This is a genomic window from Pseudomonas sp. T1.Ur (assembly GCF_023516725.1).
In the GTDB taxonomy this organism is placed as follows: Bacteria; Pseudomonadota; Gammaproteobacteria; order Pseudomonadales; family Pseudomonadaceae; genus Aquipseudomonas; species Aquipseudomonas alvandae.
The window spans coordinates 2,228,106-2,245,987 of the sequence record NZ_JAMGSN010000001.1; the positions used below are offsets into that span (position 1 = coordinate 2,228,106).

General features: G+C 62.6%; 11 protein-coding genes. 8 read left to right on the forward strand and 3 right to left on the reverse strand.

Annotation, left to right across the window (positions count from 1 at the left end):
• Window positions 1-214 precede the first annotated feature (214 nt).
• The gene (locus tag M8Q45_RS10110) at window positions 215-1,210 is read right to left on the reverse strand and encodes an aldo/keto reductase (RefSeq protein ID WP_249874595.1); all 996 of its coding nucleotides are present in this window, start codon (window positions 1,208-1,210) and stop codon (window positions 215-217) included.
• A gap of 116 nt (window positions 1,211-1,326) precedes the next feature.
• On the opposite strand from M8Q45_RS10110, the gene M8Q45_RS10115 reads away from it, so the two are divergent.
• The 4 genes from M8Q45_RS10115 (at window position 1,327) to M8Q45_RS10130 (ending at window position 5,050) form a co-directional block, all read left to right on the forward strand.
• Entirely contained in the window at window positions 1,327-2,250 is a 924-nt protein-coding gene (locus M8Q45_RS10115) for a LysR family transcriptional regulator (RefSeq protein WP_249874596.1), read from the forward strand.
• Between the two features lie 241 nt (window positions 2,251-2,491).
• On the forward strand, window positions 2,492-2,920 hold the full coding sequence (locus tag M8Q45_RS10120; RefSeq protein ID WP_249874597.1) for a DUF2231 domain-containing protein: 429 nt from the start codon (window positions 2,492-2,494) through the stop codon (window positions 2,918-2,920).
• Window positions 2,917-4,209 carry a PQQ-dependent sugar dehydrogenase gene (locus tag M8Q45_RS10125; RefSeq protein ID WP_249874598.1) on the forward strand — a complete coding sequence of 431 codons (1,293 nt, stop codon included), beginning with the start codon at window positions 2,917-2,919 and terminating at the stop codon, window positions 4,207-4,209. The genes M8Q45_RS10120 and M8Q45_RS10125 overlap by 4 nt, the downstream gene beginning before the upstream one ends.
• A 304-nt stretch (window positions 4,210-4,513) precedes the next feature.
• Window positions 4,514-5,050: a hypothetical protein gene (locus tag M8Q45_RS10130; protein WP_181289642.1), complete on the forward strand. Its 537-nt coding sequence runs from the start codon at window positions 4,514-4,516 to the stop codon at window positions 5,048-5,050.
• A 9-nt stretch (window positions 5,051-5,059) separates the two neighbouring features.
• Here the strand turns inward: M8Q45_RS10130 and M8Q45_RS10135 are convergent, their stop codons facing one another.
• Window positions 5,060-6,391: a cation:proton antiporter gene (locus M8Q45_RS10135; protein WP_249874599.1), complete on the reverse strand. Its 1,332-nt coding sequence runs from the start codon at window positions 6,389-6,391 to the stop codon at window positions 5,060-5,062.
• A gap of 204 nt (window positions 6,392-6,595) precedes the next feature.
• Here M8Q45_RS10135 and M8Q45_RS10140 point away from each other — a divergent pair, with 204 nt between their 5' ends.
• From M8Q45_RS10140 to ligD, 4 genes are read left to right on the forward strand one after another with little or no spacing between them, the layout of a single operon-like run.
• Complete coding sequence (locus M8Q45_RS10140; RefSeq protein ID WP_249874600.1) at window positions 6,596-7,981, forward strand: iron-containing redox enzyme family protein; 1,386 nt, start codon at window positions 6,596-6,598, stop codon at window positions 7,979-7,981.
• 9 nt (window positions 7,982-7,990) lie between these two features.
• Complete coding sequence (locus M8Q45_RS10145; RefSeq protein WP_249874601.1) at window positions 7,991-8,992, forward strand: methyltransferase; 1,002 nt, start codon at window positions 7,991-7,993, stop codon at window positions 8,990-8,992.
• The gene (locus M8Q45_RS10150; RefSeq protein WP_249874602.1) at window positions 8,964-10,127 is read left to right on the forward strand and encodes a carboxylate-amine ligase; all 1,164 of its coding nucleotides are present in this window, start codon (window positions 8,964-8,966) and stop codon (window positions 10,125-10,127) included. Before M8Q45_RS10145 ends, M8Q45_RS10150 begins: the two co-directional genes overlap by 29 nt.
• Entirely contained in the window at window positions 10,124-12,736 is a 2,613-nt protein-coding gene (ligD, locus tag M8Q45_RS10155) for a DNA ligase D (RefSeq protein WP_249874603.1), read from the forward strand. Before M8Q45_RS10150 ends, ligD begins: the two co-directional genes overlap by 4 nt.
• A gap of 915 nt (window positions 12,737-13,651) precedes the next feature.
• Here ligD and M8Q45_RS10160 read toward each other — a convergent pair.
• Window positions 13,652-17,797 (reverse strand): CheR family methyltransferase, encoded by a 4,146-nt coding sequence (locus tag M8Q45_RS10160; RefSeq protein WP_249874604.1) that lies wholly within the window; start codon window positions 17,795-17,797, stop codon window positions 13,652-13,654.
• Between the last annotated feature and the right edge of the window lie 85 nt (window positions 17,798-17,882).

Sequence of the window (17,882 nt, forward strand, 5' to 3'; positions counted from 1 at the left end):
GAGCGAAGCGAGGCTGCGATCTTTTGATCTTTTGATCTTTTGATCTTTTGATCTTTTGATCTTTTGATCTTTCGCTTGAGATTCAAATGTCCTTGGAAAGATCGCAGCCTCGCTTCGCTCGGCAGCTCCTACGCAGCTCCTACGCAGCTCCTACGCAGCTCCTACGCAGCTCATACGGGCTTAGCGGGTGCCAGTTCCCTCGGGCCGGGTTGAATCAGCCATCGAGCAAGGTCATCACCTCGGCACTGTAGCGCTCGCCGGCCACGGCGCCTTGAGGACCGAAAATGGCGTCCAACTGCTTCAACTCATCGTCGCTCAGGAAAACGCTTGCGGCGGTGACGTTGCTTTCCAGGTATCGACGCTGCTTGGTCCCCGGGATCGGGATGACGTTGTTCCCTTGGGCCAGGACCCAACCCAGGGCCAGTTGCGCGGGACTGATTTGCTTCTGCTCGGCCATGGCCCGGACGCGTTCCACCAGCTCAAGGTTGCGATAGAAATTGTCGGCCTGGAAGCGCGGGTTGAAGCGGCGGTAGTCGTCGGCGGCGAAATCATCCGGCGTCTTCAGTTCGCCCGTCAGAAAACCACGCCCCAAAGGGCTGTAGGCCACGAAGGCGATCCCCAGGCGTCGGCAGGTGTCGAGCACGCCGTTGTGTTCCGGCTCCCTGGACCACAACGAATATTCGCTTTGCACCGCCGCCAACGGATGCACGGCGTGGGCTCGCTGGATGGTCTCGGCGCTGGCCTCCGAGATGCCGATGTGGCGGACCTTGCCGGCCTTGACCAGCTCAGCCATGGCGCCGACCGTTTCCTCCACCGGCACTTGCGGGTCGATGCGGTGCTGGTAGTACAGGTCGAGGTAATCGGTGCCGAGGCGCTTGAGGCTGCCTTCGATCGACTGGCGGACGTACTCGGGGTGGCCGTTGACGCCCCGAGCGTGGGGATCATCGCTGCGCACCAGGCCGAACTTGCTCGCCAGATAGATCCCTTCACGTTTACCGCGCAGGGCCCGTCCGAGCAGTTCTTCGTTGGTGTGCGGTCCGTACATGTCTGCCGTGTCGAACAGCGTCACGCCCAGCTCCACGGCGCGGTGGAGGGTGGCGATCGATTCTCGCTCGTCGGTACCGGTGGTGTAGAAATCCGACATGCCCATGCAGCCCAGGCCGATCGCGCTGACGTGTGGGCCCTGATGGCCGAGTTGGCGGGTGATCATGATGATTTGACTCCTTGGGATTGAACGACCAGCGCAGTCTCAAGCAAGGGAGTTTCTGGATAAACCCGCGATTTTTGGTTTAACTATTCGTAATTTCTAAATAGTGGACGGCATCGATGGACCGATTACAGGCAATGCAGGTGTTTCGGCGCATCGTCGAACTGGGCGGGTTTGGCAAGGCGGCCGACGACCTGGGGCTGCCTCGCGCCACTGTCAGCCTGTTGATCCAGCAATTGGAAAGCCATTTGGGCGTGCAACTGTTGCAGCGCACCACGCGACAAGTGCGCGCCACCCTCGATGGCGAAGCCTATTACCAGCGCTGCGGCCAATTGCTGGATGAACTGGACGACCTCGAAGCCTCTCTTTCGGCGCAACGGAGCCAACCGCGGGGCACGTTGCGCGTGGACATGCCCATCGCCTTCGGTTGCACCTGGATCGTGCCGAACCTGCCGGATTTCTATCGACGTTATCCGCAGCTCCAGCTGGACATCGGTTTCCACGACCGACAGGTACACCTGCAACGCGAGGGCGTCGATTGCGCCATCCGGGCCGGCAATATCACGGATCAGGCGCTGGTGGCCCGACCGGTCGTGCGGTTGCACCAGGTGACGTGTGCCAGCCCCGGCTACCTGGCTCGTTCGGGCACGCCCCAGCGGCTGGAGGAGCTGGACGCCCATTGCGCGATTGCCTTTGCGTCCGGCAATGGCCGGTTCTTCCCGTTCGAATTCGAGGTGGCGGGGCGGGTCCGCGAGTTGCAGCTGCCGGGGGATCTGACCCTCAACAACGCCGATGCCTATGTGGCGGCCTGTGAAGCCGGCTTCGGCTTGATCCAGGCGCCGCGTTACCACGTCCAGCGGCAATTGGCCGAGGGACGGCTGGTGCAAGTGATGAGCGACCATCCGGTGCCGTCCTGGCCGATTTCGGTGGTCTACCCACCCCATCGACAGCTGTCGCCCAGGGTCCGGGTGTTCATCGACTGGGTCATCGAGTTGCTGCATGGCGCGGCGGATGCCCAAGGCACCTTGATGGTGAGGGTCTAGGGAGCCGCTCGGCTTAGGTGACTGGATCCAAAGCTGGCGAACCCGGCCTGACGGGCTATTTTAGAAGGTGCCCGATTTTTTGGAGTTTCCAGGACGCCTCTGCCGAGCTTACGCTTCTGGGTATGGCTGGCCCGGAGCCATTCGGGTAGAAGGCCCGCCTGCCCGGTGAAAGTATCGGAACTAACGCGCTCGCAGCATGATCCTTTTCCTAGCGTATCAACGTGGACGAAAAGGAGCTGTCATGACCGTTACCGCCCATTCTTACTACCGAAGCACGCCAGGGCCGCTGCATGCGGTCCTGCTTGCCAGCACGGTTCCGCTGTTTCTCGGCGGCCTGCTCAGCGACATCGCCTACTACAAGACCTACCAGATCCAATGGAGCAACTTTGCCTCCTGGCTGATTGCCGGCGGGCTGCTGTTCTGTGGGCTGGCGTTGTTGTTTGCGCTGGTCAACCTGATCCGCGCGGAGCGCAAGGCCGGGCGTGCGGTGGGGTATTTCCTGCTGTTGCTCGCCACGTGGGTGCTGGGGCTGATCAACGCCTTCGAGCACGCCAAGGATGCGTGGGCCGTGATGCCCCAGGGGTTGGCGCTGTCCGTCGTCGTGACCTTGCTGGCCTGCGTGGCGGCCTGGGTCGGCCTGACCAGCCTGCGTTCGGGAGGTGAGCAATGAAGCCTCGCATCGCATTGACGGCCTTGAGCATGGCGCTGTTGCTGAGCGCCTGCGGAGGCGAAGGGGACGCCACGCAAGCGCGCGGCCCGGACCCGAAGTTGCCGGAGCCTCAGCGCAGCTTGTTGCCCAGTATGAAAATTGCCGAGCCGGTGCCTTGGGGGGACCAGAAACCGACCGTGCCCCAGGGTTACGACATTACCGCCATCGCCACAGACCTGAAGATTCCGCGCCAGACGCTTGTCTTGCCCAACGGCGACATCCTGGTGGCCGAGGGCCGTGGTGGCAACGCGGCGAAGCTCAAGCCCAAGGACGTGATCGCCAGCGTGATCAAGGCCAAGGGCAACACCCAGGTCAAGGGCGGCAACCGCCTGACGCTGTTGCGCGACGCCGATGGCGACGGCACCTACGAGCTGAAGACGGTCTTCGCCGAAAACCTCAACGCGCCCTATGGCCTGGCGTTTGCCAACGGCCAGTTGTACGTGGCGAACCAGGACGCGTTGGTTCGCTTCGACTACCAGGACGGCCAGACCAAGGCGAGCGGGGCGCCCGTCAAAGTCACCGACTTGCCATCGGCGATCAACCATCACTGGACCAAATCGCTGGCCGCCAGCCCTGACGGACGCTCGCTGTATGTCGGTATCGGCTCGAACAGCAACGTCACCGAGCGCGGCATGGAAGTCGAGATCGACCGGGCGATGGTCTGGCAGATCGACGCCGAGACGGGCGCCCATCGGCCCTATGCAACTGGCCTGCGCAACCCGACGGCGCTGAAAATCGAGCCGGGGTCCGGTCAGTTGTGGGCGGTGGTCAACGAACGGGACGAGTTGGGACCGGACCTGGTGCCGGACTACCTGACTTCGGTGCGCGAAGGGGCGTTCTACGGCTGGCCGTATAGCTATTGGGGGCAGAACGTCGACCCACGGGCGCAGCCGCAGGATCCGCAAAAAGTCGCCGCTGCGGTCAAGCCTGATTACAGCCTGGGCTCCCATGTGGCCGCGCTGGGTGTCGATTTTTCCATGGTGGCCATGGGCGAGAAATTCGCCGAAGGGGCGTTCGTTGGCGAACATGGCAGTTGGAACCGTGACCAGCCGGTGGGCTACAAGGTGATCTTCGTGCCGTTCAGCAACGGTCGGCCTTCGGGTGAACCGGTCGATTTCGCGACGGGCTTCCGCGGCTCCGATGGCAAGACTCGTGGGCGGCCGGTAGGGGTGACGGTGGATCCGCGTGGTGCGTTGATCATTGCCGATGACCTGGCGAATACCGTATGGCGGGTTACCCGCAAGCCGTAAACCCTGTGGGAGCGAGCCGGCTCGCGAAGAGTCCGGCACGTTCAGCATCTTGGTGGGCAGTGGCATCGCTATCGCGAGCAAGCTCGCTCCCACAGTTGGATCTAAGTAGCGACAAAATTCCTGTACACCACACCCTCCCTGAGGGAGCGAGCTTGCTCGCGATGAGGCCGGCACATCCAACATCTTCATTAATGAAGAAAAGAACCTACTTTTACTCCGACCACCTCCGGTCCATCGGTTTGAACTCACCCCCCGATAGCCTGTTCCAAATGCACCCATTCAGACCCAAGGCCCTCGCTGCGCAATGCCCAGAATCCTTACCCAGCAGACTCCGGAAGAAGAACTGACCGAGCACAAGGCCAAGCTCTTCGGATCCCCCAAGGAGCGACTGGATTTCTATCGCCGGGAAATCCAGTACGAAACCAGCATCCTGGCGAATCGGACCGACGCCTACCTGGCTGCCCAGTCCTTCCTGGTGATCGCGTTCGCTTCGTGCATGGCCAACCTGAATCCCGAGTGGGGCAAGCTCTTTACGCTGATCGTGCCGCCGTTCCTGGCGCTGCTCGGGTTCCTGAGCTCGCTCAATGCCTGGCCGGGCATTCGCGCGGCCTATGAAATCATCGACCACTGGCATTTCAAGCAAAGCGAATTGCTGCGCAGTGAACCGCTGATGGGCCTGGCCTACGATGAATCGCCACTGTTCAGCGAGCGGGAATCCACCCACAAGGGGTATCGCAAGTCGCTGTTGTTTTCGGTGCGCACACCGTGGATTTTCGCGGCGTTCTGGGTGTTGCTCGGGGTCTACTCGGTCTTTATCCAAGTGACCGATCCCGGCGGCTGATCCCTGGACTCATTTTTGCTGGCGCTCATACCAGGCCAGGGCAGGTTGAGTGCTCACCCCGTGGACCAGGATGCTCAGGGCCACCACTGACAGGGTCAGGTCAATGCACAGGCGCGCGGCCTCGGGCTGCAGGTCATGGTTCAGGGCATAGAACAGGTAAAACAGGCTTCCGATGCCGCGTATGCCAAACCAGCCGATCAACAGCCGTTGCGGGTGCTCCAGCAGGCTTCCCCATGGCATCGCCAAAACACTCAGCGGGCGAATCACCGCGAAGAGCAGGGCGCCGATGGCCAAGGCCCGCCAGTCCCAATGATTCGCCAGGACCACCCCCAGAAGCGTCACCAGGAATACTTCCATCGAACGCTCCACCAGACTGCCGAACGCGAGCATGTCGCCCATCATCACGCCGGCCGCCAGCTGGCCTTCATCCAAGGCCTGGGTGTCGCCGTACACTGCCTGCTCGGGATCGACGGCTTCGTGGCCAACCACCGGCTGCACCAGGTGCTCGGCGGGCGGCGCGTTTTCATCGGTGGATTGGACCTCTGCCTGTCGCAGCCCCAGGCCCGCGGCGAAAACCGAGAGAAAACCGTAGCCCTGGACCGATTCCGCCGCGACATAGGCCAGGGCGATCAAGGCCAGGGCCAGGTAGTCGTTGGGGGACAGCGTACTGTCGGCGTTCTTGATGCGCATCGACAAGGTCAGCTTGCCGATGCCACGGCCCAGCCAATAGCCGATCAGCAAGCCCACCGGCACCGCCCAAAGCACGTTGCGCAACGCCCATTCGCCGAGAAACCCGCTGTCGTCCTCGCGCAACATCAGCAAACCCAGGATGACGAAGGGAAACGCCGTGCCATCGTTCAACCCGGCTTCCCCGGAAAGGCCGAAGCGCACTCGGTCATCATCCCGGGCATCGTTGACCTGCACCAACGCCGCCAGCACAGGATCGGTGGGCGCCAGCATCGCGCCGATCAGCAACGACAGTGCCCAACCGAGCCCAAACAGGTAATGCAACGCCAGGCAGAGCCCGGCAATCGTCAGGATCATCACCGGACCGGCGAGCCCATACGCCACTCGCCAACTGCGGTTCTTCAACGGCAAACGCAGCTTGAGCCCGCTGACGAATAGCGAAAACACCACGGCGACTTCGGTCAGGTGCTCCATCCACACCGAAGCGTCATCGACGCCCAGCCTCAGCAGTCCAAGCCCCGCCGGGCCGATGGCAACCCCCAGCGCCAGGCAAACCGCCGAAGTGGTCACGGGCATCCAGCGCAGGTAGGAGGAGGTCAGGGCCAAGGTCAGCAAGACCGCACCGAGCACGGCTACCCACACTGTGAAGATCATGGTTGCTCCTTGGATAACGGTGCTTCACCTGGACGGGCTTGCTTCATTCGAGGGCCTCGGCGAAGCGAGGGTTCCGCCGCAAATCGCCTGCGTCCCGTTTATCCGACCGCTTTTCGGTCCAGGGGAATTTTTTGCCGTTCGCAAGGCTCTGCAATGGAAGAGACGTGCTGATTCAGCGTCCTGCCGAGAACCCGAGAGGCCCTTATGACTGCGCTGACACCCCTTCAATCCCGGCCTGCCATTGCGCAACCGATGACCGCTGCCGGCAATGTGCGCCAATGCTTCGAACGACTGCTACAAGGGCCTGACGATGCTGACAAGCAAGCTGTGGCCCAAGCCTTCCTGCAACCCTGCCTTGAAGAGGCGAGCGCATTGCCCCAGGAAATCCCCGACGACCCTGCGGCATTGCTGGCCTGGGTCGAGCAGCACAGCGCCAGCGTGGCCCGGCAATACGCCGACTACCTGGAACGGCGCAAGAGCGGTGGCCCCCGGGAATTCTTCAGTGGCAAGGCCCATGCCTTGTATTTTCTCCAGGCCGTCGCCCCGACCAAGTTGGTAGATGGCGCCTGGCTGTACGGCGTGCTCCAGCACTGGCATGACCATCGTTTCGAAGGGTTGCTGTGCACCTATCTGGAAGAGCTTGGGGATGGCGTTCCCGCCCAGAACCATGTGGTGCTCTACCGCAAGCTGCTGGCCGAACACGGCTTGCAGGATATGCCCGACATTGATGACGAACGCTACCTGCAAGGCGCGGTTCAATTGGCCCTGGGCTATGCCGGCGACGAATACTTGCCCGAAGTCATCGGCTACAACCTGGGCTACGAGCAACTGCCGCTGCATCTGCTGATCAGCGCCTATGAGCTGAGCGAACTCGACATCGATCCCTATTACTTCACCCTCCACGTGACCATCGACAACGCCAGCACCGGTCACGCCCACAAGGCCGTGCAATCGCTGCTGCAATTGATGCCGATGGAAGCGGGGCGTGAATCGTTCTGGCAGCGCGTCACCTTGGGCTATCGCCTCAACGACCTGGGGCAGGGCAGCCGGGCGATCATCGAATCGTTTGACCTGGAGCGTGAAGTGCTCGACATGCTGGAACGCAAGCGCCCGTTCGGCCAGCACATGCATTCCGACTACTGCAAGTTCGAAGGCAAGACCGTCAACCAATGGCTGGCGGAGCCGGGGCAACTGGAAGGTTTCTTGAACGCCATGCAGAACAAGGGATGGATCAAGCGCCACGAAGACCCGCAGAACAGCCGCTTCTGGACCCTGATCGAAGGCGCGGGCGCGGCCATGTTCGGCGTCTTCAGCCCGTATGAAAAGCAGTTGCTGCACGATTGGATTGCGGGTGACTGGCTGGATCAACGCGGTCGCCCCGGCGCCCGCCGTCCCCACGGCGGGGCGCATGAGTCGCCGGCACCGGCCCAAGACCCGGATGTGTTGAACCTGCAGCAGACGCTGCGGGGCAAGGCCCCCCGTGAGCAAATGCAGATGCTGATGCCCTGGCTGTCGGCCCGTTGCCACAGCCATCCGGCCGGGTTGTTCGCGACCCGTCGGTTCATCGAACTCAAGTCCGCCCTTCGCTAGGAGCCTTGCATGAATCAGGAAGATCGCCTGTCCGAACCCGACCTGGCGCTGTTGCAACTGGGCCGTCGCCTGCACGCCGACGGCTACCGTTTCATCACGCCGACGCCGTTGACCCATGAACGGGTCAACCAACGGCCCGGCAACGAACGCTCGAAGACCTTGCGGGATGTCTTTGGCTGGTCCCGGCCCTTCGCACCGGGGCTGATTTCCGCCGACGAGCAGCGCCAATTGCAGGAAGCCGAAGTGTTGGAAGAACGCGATGGCCTGCTGCGCAGCCGCGTACGCTGGTCGAGCCTGGACGGCATGCTGTTCGCCCATTCGCAGTTCCCGACCCAGGCCAATGACGCGGTGTTCTTCGGCCCGGACAGCTACCGTTTCGCCCATCTGATCCATACCCATTTGCAACAGAACTTCACCGCCGTGCACCGCGCCGTGGACATCGGCTGCGGCGCCGGCGTCGGGGCGATGATCATCGCTCGTGCCCGCCGCGAGGCCCAGGTCCTGGCTGTCGACATCAACCCCTTGGCGTTGCGCCTGTGTGCCGTCAACGCCGCGCTGGCCGAGGTTGCCAACGTCGAGATCGCCCGCAGTGATGTGCTGCGGGACGTCGAGGGCAGTTTCGACCTGATCGTCGCCAACCCGCCGTACATGGCCGACCCCGCCGAGCGCGCCTATCGCCATGGCGGCGGAACGCTGGGCGCCGGGTTGTCGCTGCGGATCGTCGAGCAGGCGTTGCCCCGACTGACACCCGGTGGCTCGCTGGTGCTCTACACCGGCGTGGCGATGGTCGATGGTCGCGATCCGTTCCTCGAAGCCTTGGGCGCGTGGCGCGATTCGGCGGAATTCGCCTGGACCTACAGGGAATTGGACCCGGACGTATTCGGCGAGGAGCTGCTGACACCGGGTTATCAGGACGTTGAAAGGATCGCCGTGGTGGCGTTGGTTGTCACCCGCACGGGTGCGGGTATCGGAGGGAACATCGATGAACAGGCGTCTGAAGTTCGGCATTGAAGAGGAATATTTCATCACCGACCTGCACACCCGCCGCATGCCCGAGCAGCCGCCCGCGGCAGCGGTTGCGGCCTGCCGGGAGGAGCTGGGCAAGCATTTCGCCCATGAAATGTTCCAGAGCCAGGTGGAAATGGCTTCGCCCATCTTCCGCAGCCTGGCCGAGGCCGCCGATTACCTGGCCCAGGTGCGCGGTGGCCTGACCCAGCGGCTGGCGCCCCATGGCCTGGGCCTGTTGAGCGCAGGGTCCCATCCCATGTCGACCGTCGGCTTGCAGCCCACCGACGAACTGCACTTCCAGCAACTGTTTGACGATTACCAGCGCGTGGCGCGGCGCAGCGTACTGTCGGGCCTGCACGTGCATGTAGAGGTGCCGGGCGATCATGATCGGGTCAAGGTGATGAATGAAGTGTTGCCCTGGCTGCCGATGCTGTTGGCGCTGAGCGCATCTTCGCCTTTCTGGAACGGCGCCTACAGCGGCTTCAGCAGTTATCGCCAGGTGGCCTGCGATGAGTGGCCGCGCATGGGCGTGCCGGAATTCTTCGAGGATGAGCCGGCGTTCGAGGGCTACGTCAACATGCTCACGCGCACCGGTTCCATCCGCCAGCCGAGCGATTGCTGGTGGGTGCTCCGGCCGTCGTCGCGTTATCCGACCCTGGAGCTGCGCATCTGTGATGCCTGCCCTCGGATCGAAGACGTGTTGTGCCTCGTTTCGCTGTTTCGCCTGATGATTGCCCACGCCATCGCCCAGCCTGCGCCCGGCGCCCACTACAGCTTGATGTCCCACTGGATCCTCAAGGAAAACCGCTACCGGGCCAAGCGTCACGGCATCCTCGCGGAGTTTATCGTCGAGGACCAGGAGCAACCCATGCTCATTGGCGAATGGCTGAACCTCGCCGAGCAGACCTTCGGCGAAACCGCGACGGCGCTGGGTGTGCAGGACGTGTTCAAGCAAGCCCGCCGAATCATTCAACAGGGCACCAGTGCTGATCGGCAGGTGGTGCTCTACGAACAGGGTTTGTTGCTGGGTGATACGACTGAAGAGGCGCTGGGCCGGGTGGTCGATCAACTGTTGTCGGAAACCGCCGGAATGCCCGTCGCCGATCCGACCCTTGCGCAAGTAGCAGGTGGCCCATGACCAGCAAGACCCTCGACGATTACAACCGCATGCGCGATTTCGCCGCCACCCCGGAGCCGGCGGCGAAGCGCTCGCGCAAATCGGCGATAACCGCCCACGCCTTGCAATACTGCATCCAGAAGCACGACGCCACGCGGTTGCATTACGATTTCCGCCTGGAGCTGGACGGTGCGCTGAAGAGCTGGGCGGTGCCCAAGGGTCCGTCCCTGGACCCGAAGGTCAAGCGCCTGGCGGTGCACGTTGAAGACCACCCGCTGGACTATGCGTCCTTCGAGGGCAGCATTCCCGAGGGGCATTATGGCGCCGGTGACGTCATCGTCTGGGACCGGGGCGTGTGGATTCCCCAAGGGGATGTGCACGACGCCTACGAAAAGGGCCGGCTCAAGTTCGAGTTGCGCGGGGAAAAGCTCGCGGGCCTGTGGAATCTGGTGCGCACCCATATGCCGGGCAAGCAGGAGCAATGGTTCCTGATCAAGCATCAGGACGACGCGGCCCGGCCGGAAAGCGAGTACGACGTGGTGGAGGCCGAGCCTGACAGCGTGCTCAGTGATCGCACCATCGTGCCCAAGCGCCGGGGCAAGGCTGCTGCTGCCAAAGCCGTGAAGCAGCCGGAAGAGCCTGCCAAGCCGAAGTCGACGAAAAAAACTGGAAAGACCACCCTCAGCGGCGCCGTTGCCGGCCCGATGCCTGAAACCCTCAAGCCGGAACTGGCGACCCTGGTGGAAAGCGCCCCGGACGGCGACTGGCTCTACGAGATCAAGTTCGACGGTTACCGGGTCATGGCGCGCATCGACAATGGCGACGTGCGCTTGATCACCCGCAACGGTCATGACTGGACGCATAAGCTGCCGAAACAGGCCGAGGCCCTGGCGGCGCTGGGGTTGGAATCGGCCTGGCTCGACGGCGAGATGGTCGTCGCCAACGAGCAAGGCGTGCCGGATTTCCAGGCCCTGCAAAACGCTTTCGATGCCGGCAGCAGCGGCAAGATTGCGTATTACCTGTTCGACCTGCCGTACCTCAATGGCATGGACCTGCGCAAAGTGCCGGTGGAGGAACGCCGGGCCGCTTTGGCCGCCGTGCTCGAACCCAATGAAGACCCCTTGCTGCGCTTCTCGGACTCTTTCGAAGAGACCCCCGAAGCGCTGCTCAACAGCGCCTGCCAGATGCGCATGGAAGGGTTGATCGGCAAGCGCCAGGGCAGCGCCTATGTGTCCCGGCGCAGCAGTGACTGGATCAAGCTCAAGTGCAAGAATCGCCAGGAATTCGTCGTGGTTGGCTTCAGTGACCCGAAGGGCGCCCGCAGCGCGTTCGGGGCCTTGTTGCTGGGCCTGCACGACGTCGACAGCGGCGAATTGCGCTATGCCGGCAAGGTCGGCACCGGTTTCAACGAAACCACCCTCAAAAGCATCTATCAGCAACTGCTGCCCCTCGAAACGAAGAAAGCCGCCGTGGTCAATCCGCCCACCGGCTACGACGCCAAGGGCGTGCACTGGCTCAAGCCGGAGTTGCTGGCGGAAGTGGCGTTCGCCGAAATGACCAAGGAAGGCTCGGTCCGCCATGCCGTGTTCCATGGCTTGCGCAACGACAAGCCGGCCAAGGCGATCACCCAGGAGTTGCCGAAAACCGTGAAAAAGACTGCGGCCAAGGCCGAGGCCGAACCGGCGCCGGCCAAGGCGAAAGCCAAAGCCAAGCCCAAGGCTGCGCAGTCGCCAACGTTGGACGGCAAGGTCCGCATCACCCATCCGGATCGGGTCATCGACGCCAGCAGCGGCACGACGAAAATGCAACTGGCCGAGTACTACGCCGGCGTTGCCGACTTCATCCTGCCGGAGCTGGCCGACCGTCCGGTGGCGCTGGTCCGGGCGCCGGACGGCATTGCAGGGGAGCTGTTCTTCCAGAAGAACCCCGAACGCCTGGCCATCCCCGGCATCACCAGCCTGGACAAGGACCTCACCGGGCAACCCATCATGATCATCAACAACGCCGAAGCGCTGATCGGCGCGGTGCAGATGAGCACCGTGGAGCTGCACACCTGGAATGGCACTTGCGTGGACCTGGACAAGCCTGACCGCTTCGTCCTGGACCTTGACCCGGACCCGGCACTGCCTTGGAAAAGCATGGTGGAAGCCACGCAACTGACCTTGTCGGTGCTGGATGAACTGGGCCTGAAGGCCTTCCTGAAGACCAGCGGCGGCAAGGGCATTCACATTGTCGTGCCGATCACCCGCAAGTTGGGCTGGGACGAGGTAAAGGGCTTCAGCCATGCCATCGTCAGCCACATCGCCAAGCTGTTGCCTGATCGTTTCTCGGCGGTGTCGGGGCCTAAGAACCGGGTAGGGCGGATCTTCATCGATTACCTGCGCAATGGCCTGGGCGCCACGACCATCTGCGCCTACGCCGCCCGTACCCGCGAGGGGCTGCCGGTATCGGTGCCGATCTACCGCGAAGAAGTGGCCGAGCTCAAGGGCGCCAACCTGTGGAACGTGCACAACGTCCATGAGCGGCTGGCGGAGGTGGGGCACGAGCCTTGGGCTGACCTGCGCAAGACCCGCCAGAGCATCACCGCCGACATGCGGCGGCGGGTTGGGATGAAGAAGACCGGCAAATAGTATCTTGGCGGTAGCGCTTTTGTGGACAGGAAAGTCATCTTCTCGCTGAAGAGGACCCGCTTCTGTGGCGAGGGAGCTTGCTCCCGCTCGGCTCTGTAGGAGCTGGCGAAGCCTGCGATCTTTTGATCTTTGATCTTCCGCTTGAGATTCAAGTGTTCTCGGAAAGATCGCAGCCTCGCTTCGCTCGGCAGCTCCTACCGCCAGCCCAGCGGGAGCAAGCTTCCTCACCCACAGAAGCTCCCCCGCTGCGCTCTGTAGGAGCTGGCGAAGCCTGCGATCTTTTGATCTTTAGATCTTTTGATCTTTCGCTTGAGATTCAGGTGTCCTCGGAAAGATCGCAGCCTCGCTTCGCTCGGCAGCTCCTACCGCGCAGCCCAGCGGGAGCAAGCTCCCTCACCCACAGAAGCTCCCCCGCTGCGCTCTGTAGGAGCTGGCGAAGCCTGCGATCTTTTGATCTTTGATCTTCCGCTTGAGATTCAAGTGTCCTCGGAAAGATCGCAGCCTCGCTTCGCTCGGCAGCTCCTACCGCCAGCCCAGCGGGAGCAAGCTTCCTCACCCACAGAAGCTCCCCCGCTGCGCTCTGTAGGAGCTGGCGAAGCCTGCGATCTTTTGATCTTTAGATCTTTTGATCTTTCGCTTGAGATTCAGGTGTCCTCGGAAAGATCGCAGCCTCGCTTCGCTCGGCAGCTCCTACCGCGCAGCCCAGCGGGAGCAAGCTCCCTCACCCACAGAAGCTCCCCCGCTGGGCTCTGTAGGAGCTGGCGCAGCCTGCGATCTTTTGATCTTTGATCTTCCGCTTGAGATTCAAGTGTCGCCGGAAAGATCGCAGCCTCGCTTCGCTCGGCAGCTCCTACCGCGCAGCCCAGCAGGAGCAAGCTTCCTCACCCACAGAAACTAGCTCCAGCCGGCCCGCGACTAATAAACCTGCGAACGCCGCAACTGCTCGATCGTTTCAATCAACTCGTCATAGGACACCGGTTTGCCGATGTGCTGGTCGAAGCCCGATTGCCGGGATTTATTCAGGTCGATGGACGCGCCGTAGCCGGTCAGGGCGATGGCCGGGATGTGTTTGATATGGGGCAGCTTGCGCAGGGCCTGCATCAGTTCATGGCCATTCATCACCGGCATGCCGAGGTCGGAAATCACCACGTCGAAACGGCCATCCTTGGCGGCTTCCAACGCCTCCAACGGCTGATCGAAGGCAACCACGACGGCGTCTTCCATCTCCAGCAGCAGCTTGAGGGTGTCGAGCACGTCGGGCGAGTCATCCACCAGCAGGATCGTCAAACCGCCCAGGCGCCCGGACTGTTCGTCGCAGGCCTGCGGCTTGGGCAGGATCGCGGCATTGCTCAAGGGCAGGCGAATGGTGAAGGTGCAGCCTTTACCCAGCCCTTCGGACTTGACCTCGACGCTGCCGCCGTGGGCTTCGGTCAATTGCCGGACCAGTGACAGGCCGATCCCCAGGCCTTCGCGCTGGTGGGTGGCGTGCTGGGTCTCGGCCTGGCCGAACAGGTCGAACACCTCGTTCAGGTGCTCCGCCGCGATACCCACGCCAGAATCCTTTATGTCCAGGCGGGCCATATGGTCATCGTGACTGGCGACCAGTTGCACACGGCCGCCGTTAGGGGTGAACTTCAGCGCGTTGTTTACCAGGTTCCAGATGATCTGCTCCAACCGGGTCGGGTCGGCATTGACGACCAGCTCGCCGCTGGAGCCCTCAGGCAGCTCAAGGGTGACTTTGTTCGGGTGATTGTCGTTGATCACCACGGTGTAGATGTCTTGCAGCACGCGAGCCAGATCGACCGGCTGGCGCTTGAGCTTGAGCTTGCCGGTGCGGACCCGGGCCACGTCCAGCAGGTCATCGATGATGCGCGCCTGGCTGGTGACCGCGTCGCAGATGGTGTTCACGGCCCGGGCTGCCGCGGTGACGGTCTTGGTCACCGGCAGGCGCCGCAGCAGCTCGGCATTGAGCTGGATCAGGTTCAACGGGTGCTTGAGCTCGTGGGACATGACGGCGAAGAACTCATCCTTCAGATGGTTCGAGTTCTGGGTTTCCATCAGCCGCTGGGTCTGTTCCTCGTGCAGGCGCTTGTGGCCGGTGAGGTCACGGGCGATCTTCACGTAGCCCTGCAAATAGTCGCCGCTGAGCAGCGTGACTTCGCCGCTGCAGAAGAAGCGGCTGCCGTCCTTGCGCTGGTGCCAGCGCTCGTCTTCGCAACGGCCGTTGGCCCGTGCAGTGCCCAGTTCTGTTTCGGGGACGCCGGTGGCGCGGTCTTCGGGGGTAAAGACAAAGTCGTAGTAGCTGCCTTCCGCTTCCGCCTTCGTGTGGCCGAAAATCAGCTCCGCCCCCGTGTTCCAACGGGTGATCACGCCATGTTCATCCAGCAGGATGATCGCGTAGTCCCGGGTGCTTTCGGCCACCAGGCGCATGCGCTCCTCCCCCAGGCGCAGCTCTTCCTCGGCTGCCCGGCGCTTGGTGATGTCGATGAACGTCAGCACCGTGCCGTCGATATGGTCCTCGCTGGAGCGGTACGGCAGCAGCCGGGCGATGTACCAGCGAGCATCGCTGCTGCTGACTTCGCGCTCGATCATGTTCAGGGATCCGAACACCTGGGTGGCATCCGCCGCCATGTCCGGGTAGTCCAGGCGATGGGTGATGTCCAGCAGCGAACGCCCGGTGTCCACCGGAAGCATGCTGAAGATATCCGTGGCCCGAGGCGTGAACCACTTGATGCGCATGCTGCGGTCGATGAACACCGTGGCGATGTCGGTGGAAGCGATCAGGTTGGTCAGGTAATCGTTGATCTTGTCGGTTTCTTCAACCTTGGTCTTGAGCTCGTAGTTGACCGTCAGCAGTTCTTCGTTGATCGATTGCAGCTCTTCCTTGCTGGTCTCCAGCTCCTCGGTGGCGGAGCGCAGTTCCTCGTTGATGGCCTGCATTTCTTCGTTGGAGGCCTTGAGCTCCTCGCTGGAGACTTCGGCCTGCTCGATGGTGTCTTGCAGGTGCAACTTGGTCCGCTGCAGCTCGCGCTCCAGATTGGCCAGGACCTGGTTTTCGGTCTGGCTGGTGATGGTGTCGACCTGTTGGATGGGGTCGACTTCTTCCTCTTCGAACACCACGAGCAAGAACTCGCCATCGGACAGTTCGTCGCGATACGGCTGGACCAGCAGGTCCACCAGGAAACGTCGCCCATCGCGCTCCATGTTGACCTGTCGCGACTTGACCGGCTGGCCGTTCTGGTTGACCTGGAACAACGCGGTGCGGATTTCCAGGCGCAGTTGCGGATTGATCAGGGTCAACAGGTTGCGCGACATTTCGCCACCGACATGGCGCAGGAAGCGACCGGCACTTTCGATCATGTGCAGGATGTCGCCATTGTTGTCGACGATGATGCTGGGTGGCGCGGCCTGTTCGATGGCGCGCAGATGGATATCGGCAAACGACACCCTGCGCGGCACCGGGACCTGGGCGGGGACCAGCGACGAGGTGCTGCGCACGTAGCCGCCACGGGGCATGGTCGGGGTGCGGCGGCTGCTGGCGGTGCCGTACTTGGCCCGGAAAATCCGGTTGCGCTTGTCCACCGGGCTGAACAGCTCACTGCAGGCGTCGGCCGATTCCGACGAGCCGAGGAACAGGTAGCCGCCCGGACGCAGGGCAAAGTGGAACATTTGCAGGATTTCCCGCTGTACTTCGCGGTCGAGGTAGATCAGCAGGTTACGGCAGACGATCAGGTCAATCTGCGAGAACGGTGGGTCCGACAGCAGGCTGTGCTTGGCGAACAGCACGCGTTCGCGGATTTCCTTGCGAACCCTGAAACTGGCGCCTTCCTTCAGGAAATACTGACGCAGGCGGGTGGGCGGTACGTCGGTGATGATGGCTTCCGGATAGGCGCCGCCGCGACCCACGGTAATGGCCCGTTCATCGATATCGGTGGCGAATATCTGCAACTTCGCGCTGCTGGCGTCGTGTTGCAGCTGGTCGCTGAGCAACATGGCCAGGGTGTAGGCCTCCTCGCCGGTCGAGCAACCGGCTGACCAGACGCGGATCTCCTCCGGCGGCACGCTGCCCGGTTCCACTGGCTTGAGCAGGTTGGGCAGGACGTCACGCTCCAGGGCTTCGAAGGCCTCGCGATCACGGAAGAAGTTGGTCACGCCGATCAGCAGGTCGCCGAGCAGCGCCTTGGTTTCTTCCGGATGATTCTGCAGGTAGCTGTAGTAGGCGCCCAGGTCCGGTTGGGCGGTGACTTGCATGCGCCGTTCGATGCGCCGCAGCACGGTGGCGCGCTTGTAATGCTTGAAGTCATGGCCGGTGCCGGCGCGCAGCAGCACCAGAACATCCTGCAGTGATTGCTCGGCGGCGATCGCCTCACGCTCGGAGGCAGGCGGTTGGGTATGGATCTCCGGATCGTTGGCGGTCGGCAGGCGGATGGCCTGGGAGTTGCGCCAGAGCTCCAGGAGCTTTTGCGGCATCTCGACGACAGGGAGCACCAGGTCGACCATTTGGGTGTCGATGGCGGCCTGGGGCATGCCATCGAATTCGGCGTCCTGTGGCGACTGGGCGATGGTCACGCCGCCCTGTTCCTTGATCCGCGACAGGCCCACGGCACCGTCCGAGCCGGTGCCTGACAGTACCAGGCAGAATGCCCGGTCCTTGTGCACATCGGCCAGGTCGCGAAAGAACAGGTCGATCGCCACGTGCCCGCCCTGGCGCGGCTCGGCCGGGGAAACCTTCAGGTAACCGTCGTTCATCGACAACTGATGGGCAGGGGAAATCACGTAGACATGGTTCTTCTGGATCGGCACCGCCTCGGTCACCTGCAACACAGGCATCTTGGTCGATTCCTGGATGATCTTGTCGGCGATGCTCTGATGATCCGGGGAGAGGTGCAAAACGATCACGAACGCCATGCCGTTGTCCTTGGGCATGTGTTCGAAAAACTGCTTGATGGCCTGTAGCCCGCCCGCGGAAGCACCGATGCCGACCACGGCGAAATCCAGGCTGCTGGGGCTCAGCTCTCGTCGTTGTGGCACGTTGGGAGAGCGTTTGCTTGAAGATGGCATATAAATTTGGCCTTAAGGGCGGCGGGGCGGTCCAGCGCTGCCGACTCGATTCGGGATACAAAAAGTCGCAGGATAGTCGGGTTAC

Bases quoted from the DNA above. Each gene is read 5' to 3' on its own strand.
- M8Q45_RS10110 (WP_249874595.1), bottom strand. From the start codon at position 1,210: ATGATCACCCGCCAACTCGGCCATCAGGGCCCACACGTCAGCGCGATC.
- M8Q45_RS10115 (WP_249874596.1), top strand. From the start codon at position 1,327: ATGGACCGATTACAGGCAATGCAGGTGTTTCGGCGCATCGTCGAACTG.
- M8Q45_RS10120 (WP_249874597.1), top strand. From the start codon at position 2,492: ATGACCGTTACCGCCCATTCTTACTACCGAAGCACGCCAGGGCCGCTG.
- M8Q45_RS10125 (WP_249874598.1), top strand. From the start codon at position 2,917: ATGAAGCCTCGCATCGCATTGACGGCCTTGAGCATGGCGCTGTTGCTG.
- M8Q45_RS10130 (WP_181289642.1), top strand. From the start codon at position 4,514: ATGCCCAGAATCCTTACCCAGCAGACTCCGGAAGAAGAACTGACCGAG.
- M8Q45_RS10135 (WP_249874599.1), bottom strand. From the start codon at position 6,391: ATGATCTTCACAGTGTGGGTAGCCGTGCTCGGTGCGGTCTTGCTGACC.
- M8Q45_RS10140 (WP_249874600.1), top strand. From the start codon at position 6,596: ATGACTGCGCTGACACCCCTTCAATCCCGGCCTGCCATTGCGCAACCG.
- M8Q45_RS10145 (WP_249874601.1), top strand. From the start codon at position 7,991: ATGAATCAGGAAGATCGCCTGTCCGAACCCGACCTGGCGCTGTTGCAA.
- M8Q45_RS10150 (WP_249874602.1), top strand. From the start codon at position 8,964: ATGAACAGGCGTCTGAAGTTCGGCATTGAAGAGGAATATTTCATCACC.
- ligD (WP_249874603.1), top strand. From the start codon at position 10,124: ATGACCAGCAAGACCCTCGACGATTACAACCGCATGCGCGATTTCGCC.
- M8Q45_RS10160 (WP_249874604.1), bottom strand. From the start codon at position 17,797: ATGCCATCTTCAAGCAAACGCTCTCCCAACGTGCCACAACGACGAGAG.